Origin of the sequence: Streptomyces tendae, assembly GCF_014650435.1 — a bacterium.
Taxonomy (GTDB): Bacteria; Actinomycetota; Actinomycetes; order Streptomycetales; family Streptomycetaceae; genus Streptomyces; species Streptomyces tendae.
Genome location: NZ_BMUY01000022.1, coordinates 1 through 19,901, shown reverse-complemented (window position 1 = coordinate 19,901; position 19,901 = coordinate 1). Strand labels below are relative to the sequence as shown.

Sequence of the window (19,901 nt, the reverse complement as noted above, 5' to 3'; positions counted from 1 at the left end):
GCCGGGGATCAGCCCAGGATGCCCCGGTCGTACGCCGTCGCGACGGCCGCCGCGCGGTCGTTCACGCCGAGCTTGGCGTACAGGTGGGTGAGGTGGGTCTTCACGGTCGCCTCGCTGATGAACAGCTCCCGGGCGATCTCCTTGTTGGAGGTGCCGCGCGCCACCAGGGCGAGCACCTCGCGCTCGCGGGCGGACAGTGGTTCGCCGCCGGGGTTCTTCGGGGCGCGGACGGCGGAGACCAGCCGGGAGGCGACCGCCGGGGAGAGGACCGTGCGCCCCTGGGCCGCCGCGCGGACCGCGGTGAACAGGTCGTCGCGGGGCGCGTCCTTGAGGAGGTAGCCGGTCGCCCCCGCCTCGATCGCGGGCAGGGTGTCGGAGTCGGTGTCGTACGTGGTGAGGACGAGGACCTTCGCGCGGGCGCCGCGCCGGGTCAGCTCCCGGATGGCGTCCACGCCCGAACCGCCCGGCATCCGCAGGTCCATGAGGATCACGTCGGGGTCGAGCGCGGCGGCCCGTTGCAGCGCCTCGGCGCCGCCCGCCGCCTCGCCGAGGACGCGGAAGCCGGGCGCGGACTCGAACATGCCGCGCAGGCCGTCGCGGACGACGGGGTGGTCGTCGACGACGAGCAGGGAGATCACGGCGTCGTCGGTGACGGCGTCGTCGGTCGTGGTCCCGTCGGTTGTCGTCACGTCGGTCACTGCGGCGGCGGTCGCTTCGTCATCGGTCATGGCGTACCAACGGTACGCGAGCCGAGACGGCCGTGCCGTGCCCCGGTTCCGCCTCCACCGTGAGCGAACCGGCGATGCGCTCGGCGCGGGCCCGCATGCCGTCGAGGCCGAAGCCGCCGCCGGGGGTGCACGCGCGCGGGGTCAGCGGGTCGAAGCCCCGGCCGTCGTCGCGGATGTCGAGGGTGACCTCGTCGCCCATGTAGGAGAGGGTGACGCCGACCCGGTCCGCGGCGGCGTGCCGGGCCGTGTTGGACAGGGCCTCCTGGGCGATGCGCAGGAGCGTGGCGGCGACCTCGTCGTGGAGGTGCTCGGTGGTACCGGTGACGGTGAACCGGGCCTGGACGCCGGTGCGTCCGCCCCACTCCGTGACCGTCTTCTCCAGCGCGTCCGGCAGTCCGTCGTCGGTCAGCGCGACCGGCGACAGGTTGTGCACGGAGCGACGCGCCTCGCCGAGGCTGTGCCGGGCCAGGACGAGGGCCCGGTCCAGGTGCTCCCGGCCGAGGTCCTGGTCCGGGGCGGCCGCCACGACCTGGAGCTGCGCGATGATGCCGGTCAGGCCCTGGGCGAGGGTGTCGTGGATCTCGGCGGCCAGCCGTCTGCGCTCGTCGGCGACGCCGGCCTCCCGGGCCTGGACGAGGAGTTGGGCATGGAGGGCGGCGTTCTCGTCGAGGGCCTGCTGGAGCGCGGTGTTGGTGCGCTCCAGTTCGGCGATGGTCTGGACCCGGGCGCGGCTGCGGGCCTCCTCCAGCGTGGCGAAGTGCGCGAAGAGGGCCACCAGCATGCTGTTGACGGTGAGGATCGCGCCGAAGAGCACCCAGCCCATGACCCCGTTCGGCGGCAGCCCGCCGGACTGCGAACCCGCCAGGGTGACGGCGGTGGCGAACAGTCCGGCCCGGCACAGCCTGCGGGGCAGCAGGTACTGGGCGCCGAAGTAACCGACGACCGCGTAGAAGGCGAACAGCGGGTTCAGCCAGGTGAGCACGAAGCCGAGGGCCCAGCGGACGGCGTAGTAGCAGGTGCCGGCCGGGGACGGCTCGGGACGGGTGCGCGCCGCCCGGTTCCACCACAGCTGCAGCACGACGGCCGCGCCGATCAGCGCGCCGCTCATCCGTCGCTCGCCGGTCGTCATGCCGATGGCGTCGGCGGCCGACCAGGCGACCAGCGTCCCGACGGCCAGCAGCGCGTACGGGCCCCAGCGGTGGAACGCCGCCCACCGCTCGTCGACCGCCGCCGTCTCCGTCATGGCGTCATTGTCGGACACGCGGCCGCCTTCCCCCGCTCACTCCCGCTCACTGCCGCTCACTCCCGCTCACTGCCGGTCACTCCGGTCGCTCCGGTCACTCCCAGCGGAACCAGCGCGAGGCCGCCGCGGTGAGCAGCACCGTCCAGGCCACCAGCACCGCCAGGTGGGACCAGCCCGGCCAGTCCCCCGCCGCCGCCTCGTTGAGGGCCTGCGCGGCCGCGCCGAAGGGGGTCCAGCCGACGACGCGGGCCAGCGGGTCCGGCATGGCCTGCACCGGCAGCCACACGCCCGCGCAGAACATCGCCGGGAAGAGCGCGGCCGACCCGATCGCACCGGCGATCTTCGTGGTGCGGGAGAGCGCCGAGAGCACGGCGCCCAGGGAGAGCGCGGCCACCACGGCGAGCAGCAGCGCCAGGAGGTAGCCGAGGGGCTGCTCGGGCAGGCCCACGTCGAAGGCGAGCCGTCCGACCGCGAGCGCGAGCAGCGCCGAGACCAGGGCGGCCGCGCCGCACACCACCATCTGCGCGGACAGCAGGGCCGCCGGACGCACCGGGGTGGCGGACATCCGGCGCAGGATGCCGCGCTCCCGGTAGCCGGTGAGGACCTGCGGCATGCCCTGGAGCCCGCCGACGGTCAGGCCGAGCAGCACCGCCACCGGCACGTACGCGTCGACCGGGCGCAGTCCGTCGAAGGAGGGGTCGGCCTCGCGGAAGGACGGGATGGAACCGAGGATCACCAGCAGCAGGGTCGGGAACACCAGCATCCAGAACAGGGCGCCGGGTTCACGTCGGAACAGGCGCAGCTCGGTCCTCAGTACGGCGGTGTCGAAGACGTCGGTGGTCATGCGGTGGCCTCCGTCAGGTCCAGGAAGGCGTCGTCCAGCGTGGTGTCGGTGACCCGGAGCTGGTGGGCGGTGACGCGGGTGCGGGCGAGCAGGGTGATGACGGCGTTGACGGTCTCGTCGGTGCCGGACAGGGTGAGGCGGCCGTCCCTGAACTCGACGGAGGCGAGTTCGGGCAGGGCCCGCAGGTCCGCCTCGTCCAGCGGCGCGGAGGGGGTGAAGCTGATGACGGTGGCGCCCGCCGAGCGCCGGATCAGTCCGGCCGGGGTGTCCAGCGCGGCGACACGGCCCCGGTCGATGACCGCGATCCGGTCGCACAGGCGCTGGGCCTCCTCCATGAAGTGGGTCACCAGCAGGACGGTGACGCCGCCCGCGCGGATGTCCTCGATCAGCTGCCAGGTCTCCCGGCGGGCACGCGGGTCGAGGCCGGTGGTCAGCTCGTCCAGGACGACGACGCGGGGGTCGCCGACCAGCGCGAGCGCGATGAACAGGCGCTGCTTCTGGCCGCCGGAGAGCTTGGCGAAGCGGGTGTTCAGCATCGGGCCGAGGTCGAGCCGCTCGGCGAGCGGACGCCAGTCGGCCGGCTTCGGGTAGAAGGCGGCGTACAGCTCCAGGGCCTCGCGGACGGTGAGCTTGGGCTGGATCTCGCTCTGCTGGAGCTGGGCGCCGAGGACCTCGGCGACCCGCCGGTGGTCGGCGACGGGGTCGAGGCCGGTGACCCGGACCCGGCCCGCGTCGGGGACGCGCAGTCCCTCGACGCACTCCACGGTGGTGGTCTTGCCGGCGCCGTTGGGGCCGAGGACGCCGAAGATCTCGCCCTCCTCCACGGCGAAGGACACACCGTCGACGACGGGACGGCCGCCGTAGGACTTGCGCAGGTCGGTGACTTCGATGACGGGCATGGCACCAGCGTCCCGGCGGGCCGGGGTCCGGCACATCGGCCGACGCGCTCGAAGGCGCATCAGCCGATCGGTCGATGCGCCGGTACGACCCCCGCGGGGCTCCCGTACGACCCCGGCGGGGCTTCCGTACGACCCCGGGCGGGCTCGAAAACTCGGTGGGCAGTGTCAGTGGCGAACCGTAGGCTCGCTGCTGATGCCCACGAAACCTGCCCCCGCCACGGATCTCGCCCCGGACACCGTCCCGGACACCGCCGAGACGCGTTCCACCGTACGTGCCCTGCTCCGGCTGTGGCCCTATGTGCGGCCGGTGCGCACACGGTTGGGGGCCGCCGCGGTGATAGCGATCCTGGCCTCCTGCGTGGGGCTGGTGATCCCGCTCGTCCTGAAGTGGATGGTGGACGGACCGGTCGCCGACCGCGATCCGGCGGGCGTGTGGCTCGGGGCGCTGTACCTGCTGCTCCTCGGGCTGGCGGAGGCGCTGCTGTTCGGGTTCCGGCGGTGGCTGGTGGCCCGGCCGCTGGCGGGGGTCGAGGCGGGGATGCGCGCCGACCTGTACCGGCACCTGCAGCGCCTGCCGGTGGCCTTCCACGATCGCTGGGCCTCGGGGCAGCTGCTCTCGCGCGGGACGACCGATCTGATGCTGCTCCGCATGTTCCTCGCCTTCCCGCTGACGTTCCTGCTGGTCAACGGAGTGACGATTCTGGTCGGCGTGGGCATCATGCTGGTCCAGGACTGGACGCTCGGGCTGGTCATCCTGGGGCCCGCCATCCCGGTGATGATCACTTGCGGGATCTTCGAGAAGAAGTACTCGGCGGTGGCGCGGCGCGCGCAGGACCAGGTCGGGGATCTGACGACCGTGGTCGAGGAGAGCGTGCTCGGCATCCGGATCATCAAGGGGTTCGGGCGGCACCGCAGCCAGGCGCGTGCCTTCCACGAGCTGTCGCACACGCTGCGGGGCACGGAGCTGCGCAAGGCGCGGTTGCTCGCGGCCATCTGGGCGGTCATCGTGACGCTGCCCGAGGTGGCGATCGGGGCGGCGCTGGTGGTCGGGGCGGTGCAGGTGGCGGACGGGGCGCTGTCGGCGGGGACGCTGGTGGCGTTCCTGTCCACGGCGCTGGCGCTGCGGTGGCCGGTGGAGTCCATCGGCTTCCTGCTGGCGATGAGCCAGGAGGCGGCGACGGCCACGGACCGGTACTTCGAGGTGATGGACGCGGAGGTTGAGGCCGACCCAGCCGCGGGCAGTCGTGCCGCTGGGGCGATGGGGGTCCCCCCGCTCGAGCGAAGCCGAGAGTGGGGGAGGGTGGGCGCGGCGGCACCTTCCAGCGAGCAGCGCGCCGTTCCCGAGGTCGGCACCAACGCCGTTGAGCTACAAGGCCTGCGCTTCGAGCACGTGCTGTTTCGTTATCCCGACGCCGCTCCCGACTCCCCGCCCCTCCTGACGGACGTCGACCTGCATATCCGTTCCGGCGAGTCCATGGCCCTGGTCGGTGCGACCGGCAGCGGCAAGACGACGCTGACCGCGCTCGTCCCGCGCCTGCACGAGGTGACCGAGGGCCGCATCACGCTGGACGGCGAGGACATCACCGCCCTGTCCCGCGAGGAGCTGCGTTCGATGGTCGCCGTGGCCTTCGAGGAACCCACCCTCTTCTCGGCCACCGTCGGCGAGAACGTGCTGATGGGTGCCGGTGCGGGCGCCGGCGAAGAGGAGCTGGACCGGGCCCTCGCCGTCGCGCAGGCCGACTTCGCGCACGCGCTCCCCGAGGGCACCGGCACCCAGGTCGGCGAGCAGGGCCTGAGCCTCTCCGGCGGCCAGCGTCAGCGCCTCGCGCTCGCGCGGGCGGTGGTCGGCAGACCGAGGTTCCTGGTCCTGGACGACCCGCTGTCCGCGCTGGACGTGCACACGGAGGCCGCCGTGGAGGCCGCCCTGCGCCAGGTCCTCGCGGACACCACCGCGCTGATCGTGGCCCACCGCCCCTCCACCGTCCTGCTCGCCGACCGCGTCGCCCTGCTGTCCGAGGGCCGCATCGCCGCCGTCGGCACCCATCACGAACTGCTGCGCACCAGCCCCGAGTACGCCCATCTGATGTCCGGGCTCGACAAGCCCGGCGATGCCGAGGGACCCCAGGAAAGAGACGGCCGATGACCGCGCCCACGGCCACCGCGCCGGACCGGGAACAGCCGGAGGACCCCGAGCCCGGGGACCTTGCCGAGGCGGCGTCCGGCGCCGTCGCCGCCGACGACGCCTTCGACCAGGACGTCCTGCCCAGCCCGCCGGGCGCGACCGGCGCCCTGCTGCGCTCCCTGCTGGCGCCCATGAAGGCCCGCGTCGCCCTCACCGTCTTCCTTCTGCTGCTCCAGCAGGCGGCCGTGCAGGCGGGTCCGCTGCTGGTGGCGTACGCCATCGACCACGCCGTGCCGGCCCTGCGGGACGACGACCACGGCCCGCTGATCGCGGTGGGCGCCGGTTACCTGCTGTGCTCACTGGCGGCGGGCGGTCTCCAGTACGCCTTCATCGCCGCCGCGGCCCGCGTCAGCCAGGACGTGCTGCTCGACCTGCGCGGCCGCATCTTCCGGCACGCGCAGGCGCTGAGCGTCGACTTCCACGAGCGCTACACCTCGGGCCGCCTCATCTCCCGCTCCACCACGGACGTGGAGTCCCTGCGCGAACTGCTCGACGAGGGGCTTCAGGAGCTGGTGACGGTCATCCTGTCCTTCGTCTACATCGCCGCGCTGCTGCTCTGGCTCGACCTCGGCCTCGGCGCCGTGGCGGTGGCGTCGTTCGTGCCGCTGTACGCACTGGTGCGGCTCTACCAGCGGCGTGCGGGGCGGGTGTACCGGAAGCGGTCCACGGCGATCGCCTCGGTGATCGTGAAGTTCGTGGAGACGATGAACGGCATCCGGCCGGTGCGCGCCTTCCGCCGGGAGGCCGCCAACGACGCCGACTTCGCGGTGCTGAACCACCGGCACGAGCGGACCAACGGCGACGCGCTGCTGGAGATGGCGCGTTACGTGGTCGGTTCCCGCCTGGTCGCCAACACGGCCGTGGCGGGCATCGTGCTGTGGGGCGCCTACCGGGTCGCCGACGGCACGCTGGCGCTCGGTGTGCTGGCGGCGGCGGTGCTGTACCTGCGCCGGCTGTACGACCCGATCGACCGGCTGGGCATGTTCCTCAACTCGTACCAGTCGGCGGCCGCCTCGCTGGAGAAGATCGCCGGGCTGCTGGCCCAGACCCCGTCGGTGCCGGAGCCGAGCGCGCCGAAGGAGCTGCCGCCGCTGGAGTCGGAGCACCCCGGCCGCGAGGTCGTGTTCGACTCGGTGAGCTTCGGCTACCGCACCGGCGGCGAGGTGCTGCCGCGCTTCGAACTGACGCTCCCGGCCGGTCAGACGGTCGCCGTCGTGGGCTCGACCGGCGCCGGCAAGTCGACGCTGGCCAAGCTGCTCGCCCGGTTCTACGACCCCTCCGCCGGGCGGGTCCTGCTGGATGGCACCGACCTGCGCGAACTGGCCGTGCCCGAACTGCGGCGCGGGGTGGTGATGGTGACGCAGGAGGCGTTCCTGTTCTCCGGGACGGTCGCCGACAACATCGCCATCGGCCGGCCCGAGGCGACGCGGGAGGAGATCGAGCGGGCCGCGAAGGCGATCGGCGCCCACGACTTCATCGCCGCACTGCCGGACGGCTACGACACCGACGTGCGCAAGCGGGGCGGCCGTATCTCGGCCGGTCAGCGCCAGCTCGTGGCGTTCGCGCGGGCGCTGCTCGCCGACCCGGCGGTGCTGATCCTGGACGAGGCGACCAGTTCGCTGGACATCCCCGGGGAGCGCGCGGTGCAGCGGGCGATGGCGACGGTGCTGAAGGGCCGTACGGCGGTCGTGATCGCGCACCGGCTCTCCACCGTGGAGATCGCCGACCGGGTGCTGGTGATGGAGCACGGCCGGATCGTCGAGGACGGCGCCCCGGACGAACTGATCGCCGGTACGGGCCGGTTCGCGGATCTGCACCGGGCGTGGCGGGACAGTCTGGCGTGAGGATCGACGCGTACGAGGACCCCGGTACTCCGGACCGCCGGGGCGGCTGGCGGTATTTGGCGTGGCTGGTGAGGCGGCAGTGGCCGCGGTGCCTGGCGGGGGCGGTGCTGGCCAGTGTCTGGATGGTGCTGCTGGCGGCGACGCCGTATCTGATGGCCCGCGCCGTCGACCACGGCCTGGAGCCCGGTGACATGGGTGCGCTGGCGGTCTGGACCGGCACCATGGTCGCCGTCGGCGGGGTCAACGCGTGGCTGAGCGTGATGCGGCACCGCACCATGACGAAGGTGCGGATGGACGCCAACTTCCGCACGGTCAAGGTGGTCGTCGGGCACGCCACCCGGCTCGGCGCGGCGCTGCGCGGGCAGGTGGGGACCGGTGAGGTCGTCACCATCGGGGTGGGCGACGTGCAGACCATCAGCACCTCCCTGACGGCCGTGGGCCCGGGCGTCGGCGCGATCGTCGCCTACGCGACGGTCGGCGGGCTGATGCTGTCGGTGTCGACCCGGCTCGCCCTGGTGGTGCTGCTCGGGGTGCCGGTACTCGGGCTGCTCCTCGGCCCGCTCATGGGACGGCTGCAGGGCAGGGAGGCCGAGTACCGCGAGCGGCAGTCCGTCCTGACCGCGCGGATCGGCGACCTCGCGGGCGGGCTGCGGGTGCTGAACGGGCTGGGCGGCAAGGGCCTGGTCGCGGACGCCTTCCACCGGGACTCGGGCCGGCTGCGCGAGCAGGGGTACCGGGTCGGCGCGGTGACCAGCTGGATCCAGGCCCTCGGGGTGGGGCTGCCGATGCTGTTCCTGGCCCTGGTGACCTGGCTGGGCGCCCGCCAGGCCGCGCAGGGTCACATCAGCGTGGGTGAACTGGTGTCGGTGTACGGCTATGTCGTCGCGCTGGGCTGGCCGGTGGCGTTCCTCATCGAGATGGGCCACCAGCTCAGCCGCGGCGTGGTGGCCGCCCGCCGCGTCGTCGCCTTCCTGCGCCTGGAACCGGCCCCGGACGAAGGCACCCGGGACGCCCCCGCGGAACCCTCGGTGCTCCACGACCCGGCCTCGGGTGTCCGGATCACCCCCGGCCGCCTGACCGCCCTGGTCACGACCCACCCGTCCGACGCCACCGACATCCTGGACCGCCTGGCCCGCTACACCCCGTCGAACGCGACCTGGGGAGACATCCCCCTGGCCGACATCCCCCTCCCCCAGATCCGCTCCCGCATCCTGATCGCCGACCCGGAGGCCGACCTCTTCGCAGGCACCCTCAGTACTGTGGTCGGCGCTCAGGAAATGCCGAGCAGGGGCGCGGGGAACTGCGCGACAAGCCACAACGCACCCGCAGACGCGGAACCACCGCCCGGGGCAGACGAGCTGGCGAGTCTCACCGCAGCCCTCCACGCGGCCGCAGCCGAGGACATCGTCCGCGCTCTCCCGGACGGCCTGAAAACCCAGGTCGCGGCCCAAGGCCGCGACCTGTCCGGCGGACAACGCCAACGCATCCGCCTGGCCCGCGCCCTCCTGACCGACCCCGAGATCCTCCTCGCCGCGGAACCCACCTCCGCCCTGGACGCCCACACGGAAGCCACCGTGGCCGACCGCCTCAAGCAGGCCCGCCGGGGCCGCACCACCGTCCTCGCCGCCACCTCACCGCTGCTCCTCGCCCGCGCGGACGTCGTGCACCACCTGGTCGACGGCAAGGTCGCGGCCACCGGCACGCACCGCGAACTCCTGGACACCGAACCGGGGTACCGCGCCCTGGTCGCGCGGGACGACGAGGGCGCCGAGGACACCGAGGGCGCCGAAGAAGGGGCACCGGCCCGATGACACAGCTGCCCGTCGCCGAGCGCGCCGACGTCCGCCGGGCGGCGGCCGACCTCGTGCGAACCGACCGGAGGTCCTTCGCGGTCGTCCTGGGTCTCAACGCGCTGGCCGCGCTGGCCGGTCTCGCCGGTCCGTGGCTGCTGGGCCGGATCGTCGACGAAGTGCGCGGCGGGGGCGGGGTGGACGCCGTGGACCGGATGGCCCTCGCCATCCTGCTGTGCTCGCTGGCGCAGTTGCTGCTGGCCCGCTGGGCACGGTACGTGGGGCACCGGTTCGGGGAGCGGACGCTCGCCCGGGTGCGCGAGCGGTACGTGGAGCGGGCGCTGGCGCTGCCCGCGTCCGTGGTGGAGCGGGCGGGGACCGGGGACCTGACGACGCGCGGTACGGCGGACGTGACCGCGGTCGGCGCGACGCTGCGCGACGCCGGTCCCGAGCTGCTGGTCAACGCCGTGCAGGCGCTGTTCCTCACGGGTGCGGTGTTCGTGCTCGACCCGCTGCTCGGCCTGGCCGGGGTGCTGGGGCTGACGCCGGCCTGGCTGGCGCTGCGCTGGTACCTGCGCCGGGCACGGGCGGCCTACCTCGCCGAGGGCGCGGCCAACTCGGACGTCGCGGAGAGTCTGGCGGCCACGGTGTCCGGGGCGCGTACGGTCGAGGCGTTCGGGCTGGCCGAGCGGCGCGTCGCGACGAACCGCGGGGCGCTGGAGGTCTCGCGGCGCACCCGGTTCCGGACACTGTTCCTGCGCAGTGTGTTCTTCCCCGCGGTCGACGTCTCCTACGTCCTTCCCGTGGCGGGTGTGCTGCTGCTCGGCGGGGTCCTGCACGCGCACGGGTCGGCGAGCCTCGGCGCGGTGGTGTCCTGCGCGGTGTATCTCCAGCAGCTGGCGGGACCGCTCGACGAGGTGCTGATGCGGGTCGAGCAACTGCAGGCGGGTTCCGCCTCCTTCGCCCGGGTGGAAGGGCTGGCGCGGGCCCCGCGGGCGACGGCGGACGAGTCGGCGGTGCCCGCGGACGACCGCATCGACGTGTCGGGGGTGCGGTACGCCTACGACCGGGGCGGGGAGGTGCTGCGCGGGGTGGACCTGACCGTGCGGCCGGGCGAACGGCTGGCGGTCGTGGGGCCGTCGGGGGCGGGCAAGACCACGCTGAGCCGGCTGCTGGCGGGCGTCGACGCGCCGACCCGGGGTTCGGTGACGGTGGGCGGGGTGCCCGTGGTCGCCCTGGGTCCGGAGCGGCTGCGCCGTCAGGTGGTGCTGGTCACCCAGGAGCACCACGTGTTCCTGGGCACGGTCCGCGACAATCTCCTGATCGCCGAACCGGCGGCCGGGGACGAGGAGTTGTGGGCGGCGCTCGCCGCGGTGGGCGCCGAGGGGTGGGTGCGGGAGCTGCCCGGGGGCCTCGGTGCCGAGCTGGGGGCGAAGGGCCATTCCACGGACGGCTCGCAGGCGCAGCAACTGGCCCTGGCCCGGGTGGTGCTGGCCGACCCGCACACCCTGATCCTGGACGAGGCGACCGCCCTGCTGGACCCGACGACGGCCCGGCACACGGAGCAGGCGCTGGCCGCGGTGCTGAAGGGCCGTACGGTCATCGCCATCGCGCACCGCCTGCACACCGCGCACGACGCCGACCGGGTGGCGGTGATGGAGGACGGCCTGCTGACCGAGCTGGGCACGCACGACGAGCTGGTGGCGGCGGGCGGGGCGTACGCGGCCCTGTGGGGTTCCTGGCACGGGGAGCCGTCCGCCGGTTACTGACTGACCGGACAGTAACCGGGCCGCGACAGCAACGATTCCGTTTATCGAACGTGAACGCCCGGTCAACGAACCATTTCCAGCCAACTTACTGACGCGCTCCTGACAAGTAGTGCTTTCTCCTGCCACTCTTCCGTCGGCCCCTTCACAGTGCCCCCACAGCTTCCCCACGAGCGCTGTGCCGCGGCCAGCTCCTAGCACCAGGTTTCTGCGTACCGCACAGTTCCGCCCGGTCGGCCACCCGCCGGCCGGTCTCCCCTGGCCGCGTGATCCGCGGCCGCGCAGAAGGAGTCAGTGTTGAGCAGCAGTACTCCCCACAGACGCACCTCCCACACCATCTCCCCCGCCTCTTCCCGCCGTGCCACGCACCGGCGTGCCGCGGCCGTCGCGCTGGCCGGTGTCGCCGCGCTGATCGCCACGGCGGTCCAGTCCGGCACCGCCACCGCGGCCCCCGACCCGTCGCCCGCCAAGGGCAACGAGCTGGTCAAGCTCAGCCCGTCCCAGCGCGCCGAGCTGATCCGCGACGCCGACGCCGCCAAGGCGAAGACGGCCGACGAGCTGGGTCTGGGCGCCAAGGAGAAGCTGGTCGTCCGGGACGTGCTCAAGGACCGCGACGGCACCCTGCACACCCGCTACGAGCGCACCTACGACGGCCTGCCCGTCCTCGGCGGCGACCTCGTGGTGGCCAGTGAGGCGGGGAAGACGGAGCAGGTCGTGAAGGCCACCGCGAAGGCGATCAAGCCCGCGACCGTCACGCCGAAGATCTCCGCCGCGAAGGCCGAGTCGCAGGCGGTGTCGGCCGCGAAGGCCGCCGGTGCCGAGCAGCCGGACGCCGACCGCGCCCCGCGCAAGGTGATCTGGGCGGGGAACGGCACCCCCGTCCTGGCGTACGAGACGGTCGTGGGCGGCCTCCAGGAGGACGGCACCCCGAACGAGCTGCACGTCGTCACCGACGCCGCCACCGGCGCCAAGCTGTACGAGTACCAGGCCGTCGAGAACGGCACCGGCAACACCCTCTACAGCGGCACGGTCACACTGGGCACCGCGCAGTCGGGGTCGTCGTACACGCTGACCGACACGGCCCGCGGCAACCACAAGACGTACAACCTCAACCGCGGCACCTCCGGCACCGGGACGCTCTTCTCCGGCTCCGACGACGTGTGGGGCAACGGCAGCGCCTCCAACGCGGAGACCGCCGCCGCCGACGCCCACTACGGCGCCGCGCTGACCTGGGACTACTACAAGAACGTGCACGGCCGCTCCGGCATCCGCGGCGACGGCGTGGGCGCCTACTCCCGGGTCCACTACGGCAACAACTACGTCAACGCCTTCTGGCAGGACAGCTGCTTCTGCATGACGTACGGCGACGGCTCGGGCAACGCCAACCCGCTCACGTCCATCGACGTGGCCGCGCACGAGATGAGCCACGGCGTCACCTCCGTCACCGCGGGGCTCAACTACAGCGGCGAGTCCGGCGGTCTGAACGAGGCCACGTCCGACATCTTCGCGACCGCGGTCGAGTTCTACGCCAACAACTCCTCCGACGTCGGTGACTACCTCATCGGCGAGGAGATCGACATCAACGGCGACGGCACCCCGCTGCGCTACATGGACAAGCCGAGCAAGGACGGCGCGTCCAAGGACTACTGGTACTCGGGGATCGGCGGGGTGGACGTCCACTACTCGTCGGGTCCGGCCAACCACTTCTTCTACCTGCTGAGCGAGGGCAGCGGCACCAAGACCATCAACGGTGTCACCTACAACTCGCCCACCTCGGACGGCCTCCCGGTCACCGGCATCGGCCGCGCCAAGGCGGAGAAGATCTGGTTCCGCGCGCTGACCACCAAGTTCACCTCGACCACCAACTACGCGGGCGCCCGCACCGGCACCCTCGCGGCCGCCGGTGAGCTGTACGGCACCGACAGCGCCGAGTACACCGCGGTGGCGAACGCGTGGGCGGGCATCAACGTCGGCGCCCGGCCCGGTGGCGGCGACCCCGGGGACGGCACCACGTTCGAGAGCAGCACGAACGTGAACATCCCCGACTACGGCTCCGCGGTCACCTCGTCCCTCACGGTCTCCGGACGCACCGGCAACGCGCCGAGCAACCTCCAGGTGGGCGTGGACATCGTGCACAGCTGGCGCGGTGACCTCCAGATCGACCTGGTCGCGCCCGACGGGTCGACGTACCGCCTGAAGAACAGCGGCTACGACCCGGCGGAGGACGTGCACGAGACCTACACCGTCAACGCCTCCTCCGAATCGGCCAACGGCACCTGGAAGCTGCGCGTCCAGGACCAGGGCCCGGCGGACACCGGCTACATCGACGCCTGGCGGCTCACCTTCCCGTAGGCCGGCCGGCCCGCGGGTGCGCCACCCCAAGACAGGGCGCCGTTCCGGAGGTTCGAATCCTCCGGGGCGGCGCCCTCTCCATGTCCCCGCCGACTGCCGGTTTTTGCCAAGCACTTACGTCTGCCTGGTTGCGACTTGACCGAGGTCACACGGCCTTCACATTCCCGCAACAGACACGCAGGCGGCGATTTTCGGCCAACATCATCGCGCCCTCCTGACATGTACGCGCCTTCGGTGTCAGTCTTCCGTCACCCACAGCACCACTTCGCAGTAACCGGCCGGACACCCCACGCCGTCCGGTACCCCCCACCGAAGGAGCTTGTGTGTCTTCCCTCTTCGCGCGCCACAAGCGCACCACCCTGGCCCTCGCCACCGCGGTCGCCGCCGGAGCGATGCTCACCACCGGCCTGACCGCGGGCAACGCCGCCGCGGACAGCACCGCGCCGTCGGCACTGCCCGGCGCCCCCGTCCTGCTCTCGGCCTCCGCCCGCAGCGCGCTCATACAGGAGCAGCAGGCCGACGCGGCCGGCGCCGCCCGGCAGATGGGCCTCGGGGCCAAGGAGAAACTGGTCGTCAAGGACGTGGTCAAGGACCGCGACGGCTCCGTGCACACCCGCTACGAGCGCACCTACGACGGCCTGCCCGTCCTCGGCGGCGACCTCGTCGTGCACCGCTCGGCGTCCGGCGCCACCAGAGGCGTCACCAAGGCGACCAAGGCCGCCATCAAGGTGGCCACCGTCACCCCGAAGGTCAAGGCGGCCAAGGCCGAGCAGCAGGCGCTGTCCGTCGCGAAGGACGCCGGGTCGTCGAGGACCGCGGCCGACTCCGCGCCCCGGAAGGTGATCTGGGCCGCCGAGGGCAAGCCCGTCCTCGCCTACGAGACCGTGGTCGGCGGCCTCCAGGACGACGGCACCCCGAACGAACTGCACGTCATCACCGACGCCGCCACGGGCGCCAAGCTGTACGAGTACCAGGGCATCGAGAACGGCTCCGGCAAGAGCCTCTACTCGGGCACGGTCGAACTGGGCACCACCAAGTCGGGCTCGTCGTACCAGCTGTACGACACCGGGCGCGGCGGCCACAAGACGTACAACCTGGCCCGCAAGACCTCCGGCACCGGCACGCTGTTCACCGACGCCGACGACACCTGGGGCACCGGCGCCGCCTCCAGCGACCCGCAGGACCAGACCGCCGCCGTAGACGCCGCCTACGGCGCCCAGGTCACCTGGGACTTCTACAAGGAGAGCTTCGGGCGCAGCGGCATCAAGAACGACGGCAAGGCGGCCTACTCCCGCGTCCACTACGGCAGCAACTACGTCAACGCCTTCTGGTCGGACGGCTGCTTCTGCATGACGTACGGCGACGGCACGGGCAACACCAACCCGCTGACCTCGCTGGACGTGGCCGGGCACGAGATGAGCCACGGCGTCACCTCCAACACCGCGGGCCTCGAGTACAGCGGCGAGTCCGGCGGCCTCAACGAGGCGACCAGCGACATCTTCGGCACCGGCGTGGAGTACTTCGCGAACAACTCCGCCGACAAGGGCGACTACCTCATCGGCGAGGAGATCGACATCAACGGGGACGGCACCCCGCTGCGCTACATGGACGAGCCCAGCAAGGACGGCGCCTCCAAGGACTACTGGGACTCCGGTCTCGGCGGTGTCGACGTGCACTACTCGTCCGGTCCCGCCAACCACTTCTTCTTCCTGCTGTCGGAGGGCAGCGGGGCGCGGACGGTCGACGGGGTGGACTACGACTCCCCGACCCACGACGGCTCCACCGTCACGGGCATCGGCCGCGCCAAGGCCCTGCAGATCTGGTACAAGGCGCTGACCGAGTACATGACCTCGACGACCGACTACGCCGACGCCCGCGCGGCGACCCTGAGCGCGGCGTCGGACCTGTACGGCGCCGACAGCACCGAGTACAAGACGGTGGGCGCGGCCTGGACCGCGATCAACGTGAGCTGACCGCGGGCGAGGCCGGCACAACACGGCGGGGCGGCACCCGGAACCAGCGGTTCCCGGGTGCCGCCCTACCCTTGGGACCCATGTCCTTCACGTACGACGACGTCGGCGCTACCCGCGAGCAGGGCCACTGCCCGCCCGGCTTCCGCCCCATGCACGTACGCACCCGCCTCGGGGAGGGCGAGCCGGTGTTCCGGCGGGCGGTCGAGGCCGTGCTCACCTGGGAGATGCACCGGGAGCTGGGCGTCGGCATCGACGCGAGCGCGGAGCGTGCCGCGCCCGGCGTGGACGTCACCGTCACCCTCGCCGGCATGATCAAGGCGCCCTGCCGGGTGGTGTGGACCCTGGAGGAGCCGCGCCGGGCCGGCTGGGCCTACGGCACGCTGCCCGGCCACCCGGAGTCCGGCGAGGAGGCGTTCGTGGTGGACCGCACGGGCGACGGCACCGTGTGGCTGACGGTGTCCGCCTTCAGCCGCCCCGCCAAGTGGTACGCCAAGGCCGGCGGACCGGCGGCCCGTGCCTTCCAGCACGCCTACGCCCGCCGGTGCGGCACCGTACTGCGGCGGCTGAGCGGCGGCGACGAGGAGGACTGAGCCCTCCTCGTCGCCACCGCCCCGCCGCCCGGCTGCTCCGGGGGTCACCGCATCAGCAGGCCCGCCGCCTCCACCAGATCGCCCGAGGGCACGGCGACCAGACCGGTCTCCACACCGGACGCCAGCAGCCGGTGCGCGGGCAGGACCCGGACCGTGTAGCCGAAGGGACCCGTGCGGTCCAGGGCGAGCGGGCCCTCGTAGACCCAGCGGCCCTCCAGGTCGGGGCCGCCCACCGGTTTCAGCGGCACCTTCGCCGCGTCGGTGATCCGGTCCTCGGAGTCCACCCGGCCGGAGACCGCCTGCACCTCCACGTCCTCCGGTGCGAGGTCGCCGAGCCGCACCCGCACCCGCAGCGCGAGCGTGGCGCCGAGTTCGGCGGCGGCGGTGGCGGCCGACGTCTCCACGTGGTCGACGCTCACGCCCGGCCAGGCCGCCCGCACCCGCGCCTTCCACTCGGCGAGCCCGCGCGCGGAGTCCGGGTCCATCGCGCGGTGCGCCTCGGCGGCCGGGGCGTACAGCCGCTCGACGTACTCGCGGACCATGCGGCCGGCCAGCACCTTCGGGCCGAGCAGGCTGAGGGTCCTGCGCACCATCTCCAGCCACCGGTCGGGCAGCCCGCTCGCGCCCCGCTCGTAGAAGCGCGGGGTGATCCGCTGCTCCAGCAGGTCGTAGAGCGCGTTGGCCTCTATGGCGTCGCGCCGGTCCGGGTCGGTGCCCGCGCCGTCGGCGGTGGGGATCGCCCAGCCGAAGTCCGGCTGGTACCACTCGTCCCACCAGCCGTCGAGGACCGACAGGTTGAGACAGCCGTTGAGCGCCGCCTTCATCCCGGAGGTGCCGCACGCCTCCAGCGGCCGCAGCGGGTTGTTCAGCCAGATGTCGCAGCCGGGGTAGAGCTTCTGCGCCATCGCCATGCCGTAGTCCGGCAGGAACACGATGCGGTGCCGCACCCGGGGGTCGTCGGCGAACCGCACCAGCTCCTGCACCAGCCGCTTCCCGCCCTCGTCCGCCGGGTGCGCCTTGCCCGCGACGACGATCTGGATCGGCCGCTCGGGATGCAGCAGCAGCTCCATCAGCCGGTCCCGGTCGCGCAGCATCAGCGTGAGCCGCTTGTACGACGGGACACGCCGCGCGAAGCCGATGGTGAGCACGTCCGGGTCCAGGGCGTCGTCGATCCAGCCCAGCTCGGCCGTCCCGGCGCCCCGCTGCCGCCAGGAGGCGCGCAGCCGCTCGCGCACCTCCTCGACGAGTTGGGCGCGCAGGGTGCGGCGCAGCTCCCAGATGTCCTGGTCGGGGATGTCGGCGACCGAGTCCCAGCGGTCCGAGCCGCCGACGGCCAGCGCGTCCTCGGCCCGCTGCACGCCGATCTGCCGGGCCCCGAGCCGGAACACCTCGGGGGCCACCCAGGTCGGGGCGTGCACGCCGTTGGTGACGGAGGTGATCGGCACCTCCTCGGCGTCGAAGCCGGGCCACAGTCCGGCGAACATCCCCCGGCTGACCCCGCCGTGCAGCAGGGAGACGCCGTTGGCGCGCTGGGCCAGACGCAGGCCCATCACGGCCATGTTGAACAGGTTCGTCTCACCCCCGGGATAGGTCTCCATGCCCAGCCTGAGGACGCGTTCGACGTCGATGCGCGGGAGTTCGGAGTCGGGTCCGAAGTGGCGGCCGACCAACTCCCGGTCGAAGCGGTCGATACCGGCCGGGACGGGGGTGTGGGTGGTGAAGACGGTGCCGGCCCGCACCGCCTCCAGGGCGGCACCGAACTCCAGCCCCTCGTCGCACAGTTCGGCGATGCGTTCCAGACCGAGGAAGCCGGCGTGGCCCTCGTTGGTGTGGAACACCTCCGGCGCGGCGTGGCCGGTGAGCCGGCAGTACGTGCGCACCGCCCGGACACCTCCTATGCCGAGCAGCATCTCCTGGAGGAGCCGGTGCTCGCTGCCGCCGCCGTAGAGCCGGTCGGTGACGCCGCGTTCGCCGGGGTCGTTCTCCTCGACGTCGGAGTCGAGCAGCAGCAGCGGCACCCGGCCGACCTGGGCCAGCCAGACGCGGGCCCGCAACTCCCGGCCGCCGGGCAGCGCGAGCGCGACGTGCGCGGGGGTGCCGTCGGTCTCCTTGAGGGGGGCCAGCGGCAGCTCGTGGGGGTCGAGGACGGGGTAGTGCTCCTGCTGCCAGCCGTCCCGGGAGAGGGACTGGCGGAAGTAGCCGTGCCGGTAGAGCAGGCCCACACCGACGAGCGGCACCCCCAGGTCGCTGGCCGCCTTGAGGTGGTCGCCGGCCAGGATGCCGAGGCCGCCGGAGTACTGGGGCAGCGCGGCGGTGATGCCGAACTCGGGCGAGAAGTAGGCCACGGCGGCCGGGAGTCGGCCCGACTGGGCCTGGTACCAGCGGTCGCCGCTCATGTAGTGGTCGAGGTCGTCGGCCACCGCGGTCAGCCGGCGCAGGAAGCGCCGGTCCTCGGCCAGCTCCGCGAGGCGCGCGGGCGGCACGGTGCCGAGCAGCCGTACCGGGTCACGGCCGGACGCGGTCCAGCACTCGGGGTCGACGGACTGGAAGAGGTCGCGGGTCTCCGGGTGCCAGGACCAACGCAGATTGCGGGCCAGATCACTGAGCGGCCGGAGGGGGTCGGGGAGAACGGGACGGACGGTCAGTCGACGGATCGCCTTCACCCGGACGACGTTACCGCGCGATGTGTCCCTTGCTGGGGCCTTCGCCCTGATCCGCCGGACAGAGCTGACGCCCACGGCGTGTCGATATGGCCGGATCTTTCCCCGTCGGCCTTCTTGTGGCACTTCGGCCCGCACGGAAAGCTGCACATGTCGCGACGAACGCTGATTGCGGGAGCGGCATCCGGGAAAGCGACGGTCAGATCGCCGTGTGTGTCGCGTTGTCGACATACGCGCGAGTAGTTAACAAAGTGCCGGATTGCCCACCGGAAGAGTGTGGGAAGGCTCCTGCGGTACGCCCCGCACGCACCTCGCAGGACCCACCTCCCCAGAAGTCATCCGCCCACCCAGTTGACGCGGACAGGAGCGGTCATGCCCGCCACGCACCACACGTCAGCATCCCCCGCCTCCCCGGCACCCCCGGCATCCCCGGCTGCCGACCCGTCCCCCGCGCGGAGCACCACGGTCGTCGGGCGCATCCCCGTCCTGGACGTCCGGCCGGTCGTCCAGCGGGGGCGCAGACCGGCCAAGGCCGTCACCGGCGAGTCGTTCGAGGTCTCCGCCACCGTGTTCCGGGAGGGGCACGACGCGGTGGCCGCCAACGTCGTCCTGAGAGACCCACGGGGCCGGCCGGGCCCCTGGACACCGATGCGGGAACTGGCCCCGGGCACCGACCGCTGGGGCGCCACCGTCACCGCGGGCGACACCGGGATGTGGTCGTACACCGTGGAGGCGTGGAGCGACCCGGTCACCACCTGGCGGCACCACGCACGGATCAAGATCCCGGCCGGGATGGACACGGAACTGGTACTGGAGGAGGGCGCCCGGCTGTACGAACGGGCCGCCGCCGAGGTGCCCGGGCGCGAGGACCGGCGCGTGTTGCTGGCCGCCGTCGACGCGCTGCGCGACGAGGACCGGCCGGCCGCGTCCAGGCTGGCGGCGGCGTTGACGCCCGAGGTGGACGCGGTCCTGGCCCGCCACCCCCTGCGGGACCTGGTCACCTCCTCCGAGCCGCTGCCCCTGCTCGTCG

Annotated in this window: 13 protein-coding genes; 8 read left to right on the top strand and 5 right to left on the bottom strand. The window is 72.8% G+C overall.

What is annotated here, in order from left to right; genetic code table 11:
* Positions 1-8 precede the first annotated feature (8 nt).
* The 4 genes from IE258_RS37565 to IE258_RS37550 all read right to left on the bottom strand — a co-directional run bounded on the left by IE258_RS37565 (position 9) and on the right by IE258_RS37550 (position 3,714).
* Positions 9-728, bottom strand: coding sequence for a response regulator (locus IE258_RS37565; RefSeq protein ID WP_308434228.1), 720 nt, complete (start codon positions 726-728; stop codon positions 9-11).
* Positions 718-1,971, bottom strand: coding sequence for a sensor histidine kinase (locus IE258_RS37560; protein WP_189750283.1), 1,254 nt, complete (start codon positions 1,969-1,971; stop codon positions 718-720). Before IE258_RS37560 ends, IE258_RS37565 begins: the two co-directional genes overlap by 11 nt.
* Positions 1,972-2,065: 94 nt before the next feature.
* The gene (locus tag IE258_RS37555; RefSeq protein ID WP_189750282.1) at positions 2,066-2,815 is read right to left on the bottom strand and encodes an ABC transporter permease; all 750 of its coding nucleotides are present in this window, start codon (positions 2,813-2,815) and stop codon (positions 2,066-2,068) included.
* A complete protein-coding gene (locus IE258_RS37550) occupies positions 2,812-3,714 on the bottom strand; it encodes an ABC transporter ATP-binding protein (RefSeq protein ID WP_189750281.1) in 903 nt (300 codons plus the stop codon). The genes IE258_RS37555 and IE258_RS37550 overlap by 4 nt, the downstream gene beginning before the upstream one ends.
* A gap of 193 nt (positions 3,715-3,907) precedes the next feature.
* On the opposite strand from IE258_RS37550, the gene IE258_RS37545 reads away from it, so the two are divergent.
* From IE258_RS37545 to IE258_RS37515, 7 genes are all read left to right on the top strand, one after another.
* Positions 3,908-5,857, top strand: a complete 1,950-nt coding sequence (locus IE258_RS37545) for an ABC transporter ATP-binding protein (RefSeq protein WP_189750280.1) — start codon at positions 3,908-3,910, stop codon at positions 5,855-5,857.
* Positions 5,854-7,740 carry an ABC transporter ATP-binding protein gene (locus tag IE258_RS37540; protein ID WP_189750279.1) on the top strand — a complete coding sequence of 629 codons (1,887 nt, stop codon included), beginning with the start codon at positions 5,854-5,856 and terminating at the stop codon, positions 7,738-7,740. Before IE258_RS37545 ends, IE258_RS37540 begins: the two co-directional genes overlap by 4 nt.
* Positions 7,737-9,551, top strand: a complete 1,815-nt coding sequence (locus IE258_RS37535; RefSeq protein ID WP_189750278.1) for an ABC transporter transmembrane domain-containing protein — start codon at positions 7,737-7,739, stop codon at positions 9,549-9,551. Before IE258_RS37540 ends, IE258_RS37535 begins: the two co-directional genes overlap by 4 nt.
* Complete coding sequence (locus IE258_RS37530; protein WP_189750277.1) at positions 9,548-11,299, top strand: ABC transporter ATP-binding protein; 1,752 nt, start codon at positions 9,548-9,550, stop codon at positions 11,297-11,299. The genes IE258_RS37535 and IE258_RS37530 overlap by 4 nt, the downstream gene beginning before the upstream one ends.
* 294 nt (positions 11,300-11,593) lie before the next feature.
* Complete coding sequence (locus IE258_RS37525; RefSeq protein ID WP_229892679.1) at positions 11,594-13,648, top strand: M4 family metallopeptidase; 2,055 nt, start codon at positions 11,594-11,596, stop codon at positions 13,646-13,648.
* Between the two features lie 323 nt (positions 13,649-13,971).
* Complete coding sequence (locus tag IE258_RS37520; RefSeq protein ID WP_189750276.1) at positions 13,972-15,621, top strand: M4 family metallopeptidase; 1,650 nt, start codon at positions 13,972-13,974, stop codon at positions 15,619-15,621.
* Between the two features lie 80 nt (positions 15,622-15,701).
* Positions 15,702-16,211, top strand: a complete 510-nt coding sequence (locus tag IE258_RS37515) for a DUF1990 domain-containing protein (protein WP_127892866.1) — start codon at positions 15,702-15,704, stop codon at positions 16,209-16,211.
* 44 nt (positions 16,212-16,255) lie between these two features.
* Here the strand turns inward: IE258_RS37515 and IE258_RS37510 are convergent, their stop codons facing one another.
* Positions 16,256-18,874, bottom strand: a complete 2,619-nt coding sequence (locus IE258_RS37510) for a glycosyltransferase family 1 protein (RefSeq protein ID WP_189750275.1) — start codon at positions 18,872-18,874, stop codon at positions 16,256-16,258.
* Positions 18,875-19,243: 369 nt separating this feature from the next.
* On the opposite strand from IE258_RS37510, the gene IE258_RS37505 reads away from it, so the two are divergent.
* Positions 19,244-19,901, top strand: a 658-nt coding sequence (locus tag IE258_RS37505) for a maltotransferase domain-containing protein (RefSeq protein WP_189750274.1), incomplete at its 3' end; no start/stop codon positions are given.

Excerpts from the sequence above, each read along its gene's own strand:
- IE258_RS37565 (WP_308434228.1), bottom strand. The coding sequence starts at position 728 with ATGACCGATGACGAAGCGACCGCCGCCGCAGTGACCGACGTGACGACA.
- IE258_RS37560 (WP_189750283.1), bottom strand. The coding sequence starts at position 1,971 with ATGACGGAGACGGCGGCGGTCGACGAGCGGTGGGCGGCGTTCCACCGC.
- IE258_RS37555 (WP_189750282.1), bottom strand. The coding sequence starts at position 2,815 with ATGACCACCGACGTCTTCGACACCGCCGTACTGAGGACCGAGCTGCGC.
- IE258_RS37550 (WP_189750281.1), bottom strand. The coding sequence starts at position 3,714 with ATGCCCGTCATCGAAGTCACCGACCTGCGCAAGTCCTACGGCGGCCGT.
- IE258_RS37545 (WP_189750280.1), top strand. The coding sequence starts at position 3,908 with ATGCCCACGAAACCTGCCCCCGCCACGGATCTCGCCCCGGACACCGTC.
- IE258_RS37540 (WP_189750279.1), top strand. The coding sequence starts at position 5,854 with ATGACCGCGCCCACGGCCACCGCGCCGGACCGGGAACAGCCGGAGGAC.
- IE258_RS37530 (WP_189750277.1), top strand. The coding sequence starts at position 9,548 with ATGACACAGCTGCCCGTCGCCGAGCGCGCCGACGTCCGCCGGGCGGCG.
- IE258_RS37515 (WP_127892866.1), top strand. The coding sequence starts at position 15,702 with ATGTCCTTCACGTACGACGACGTCGGCGCTACCCGCGAGCAGGGCCAC.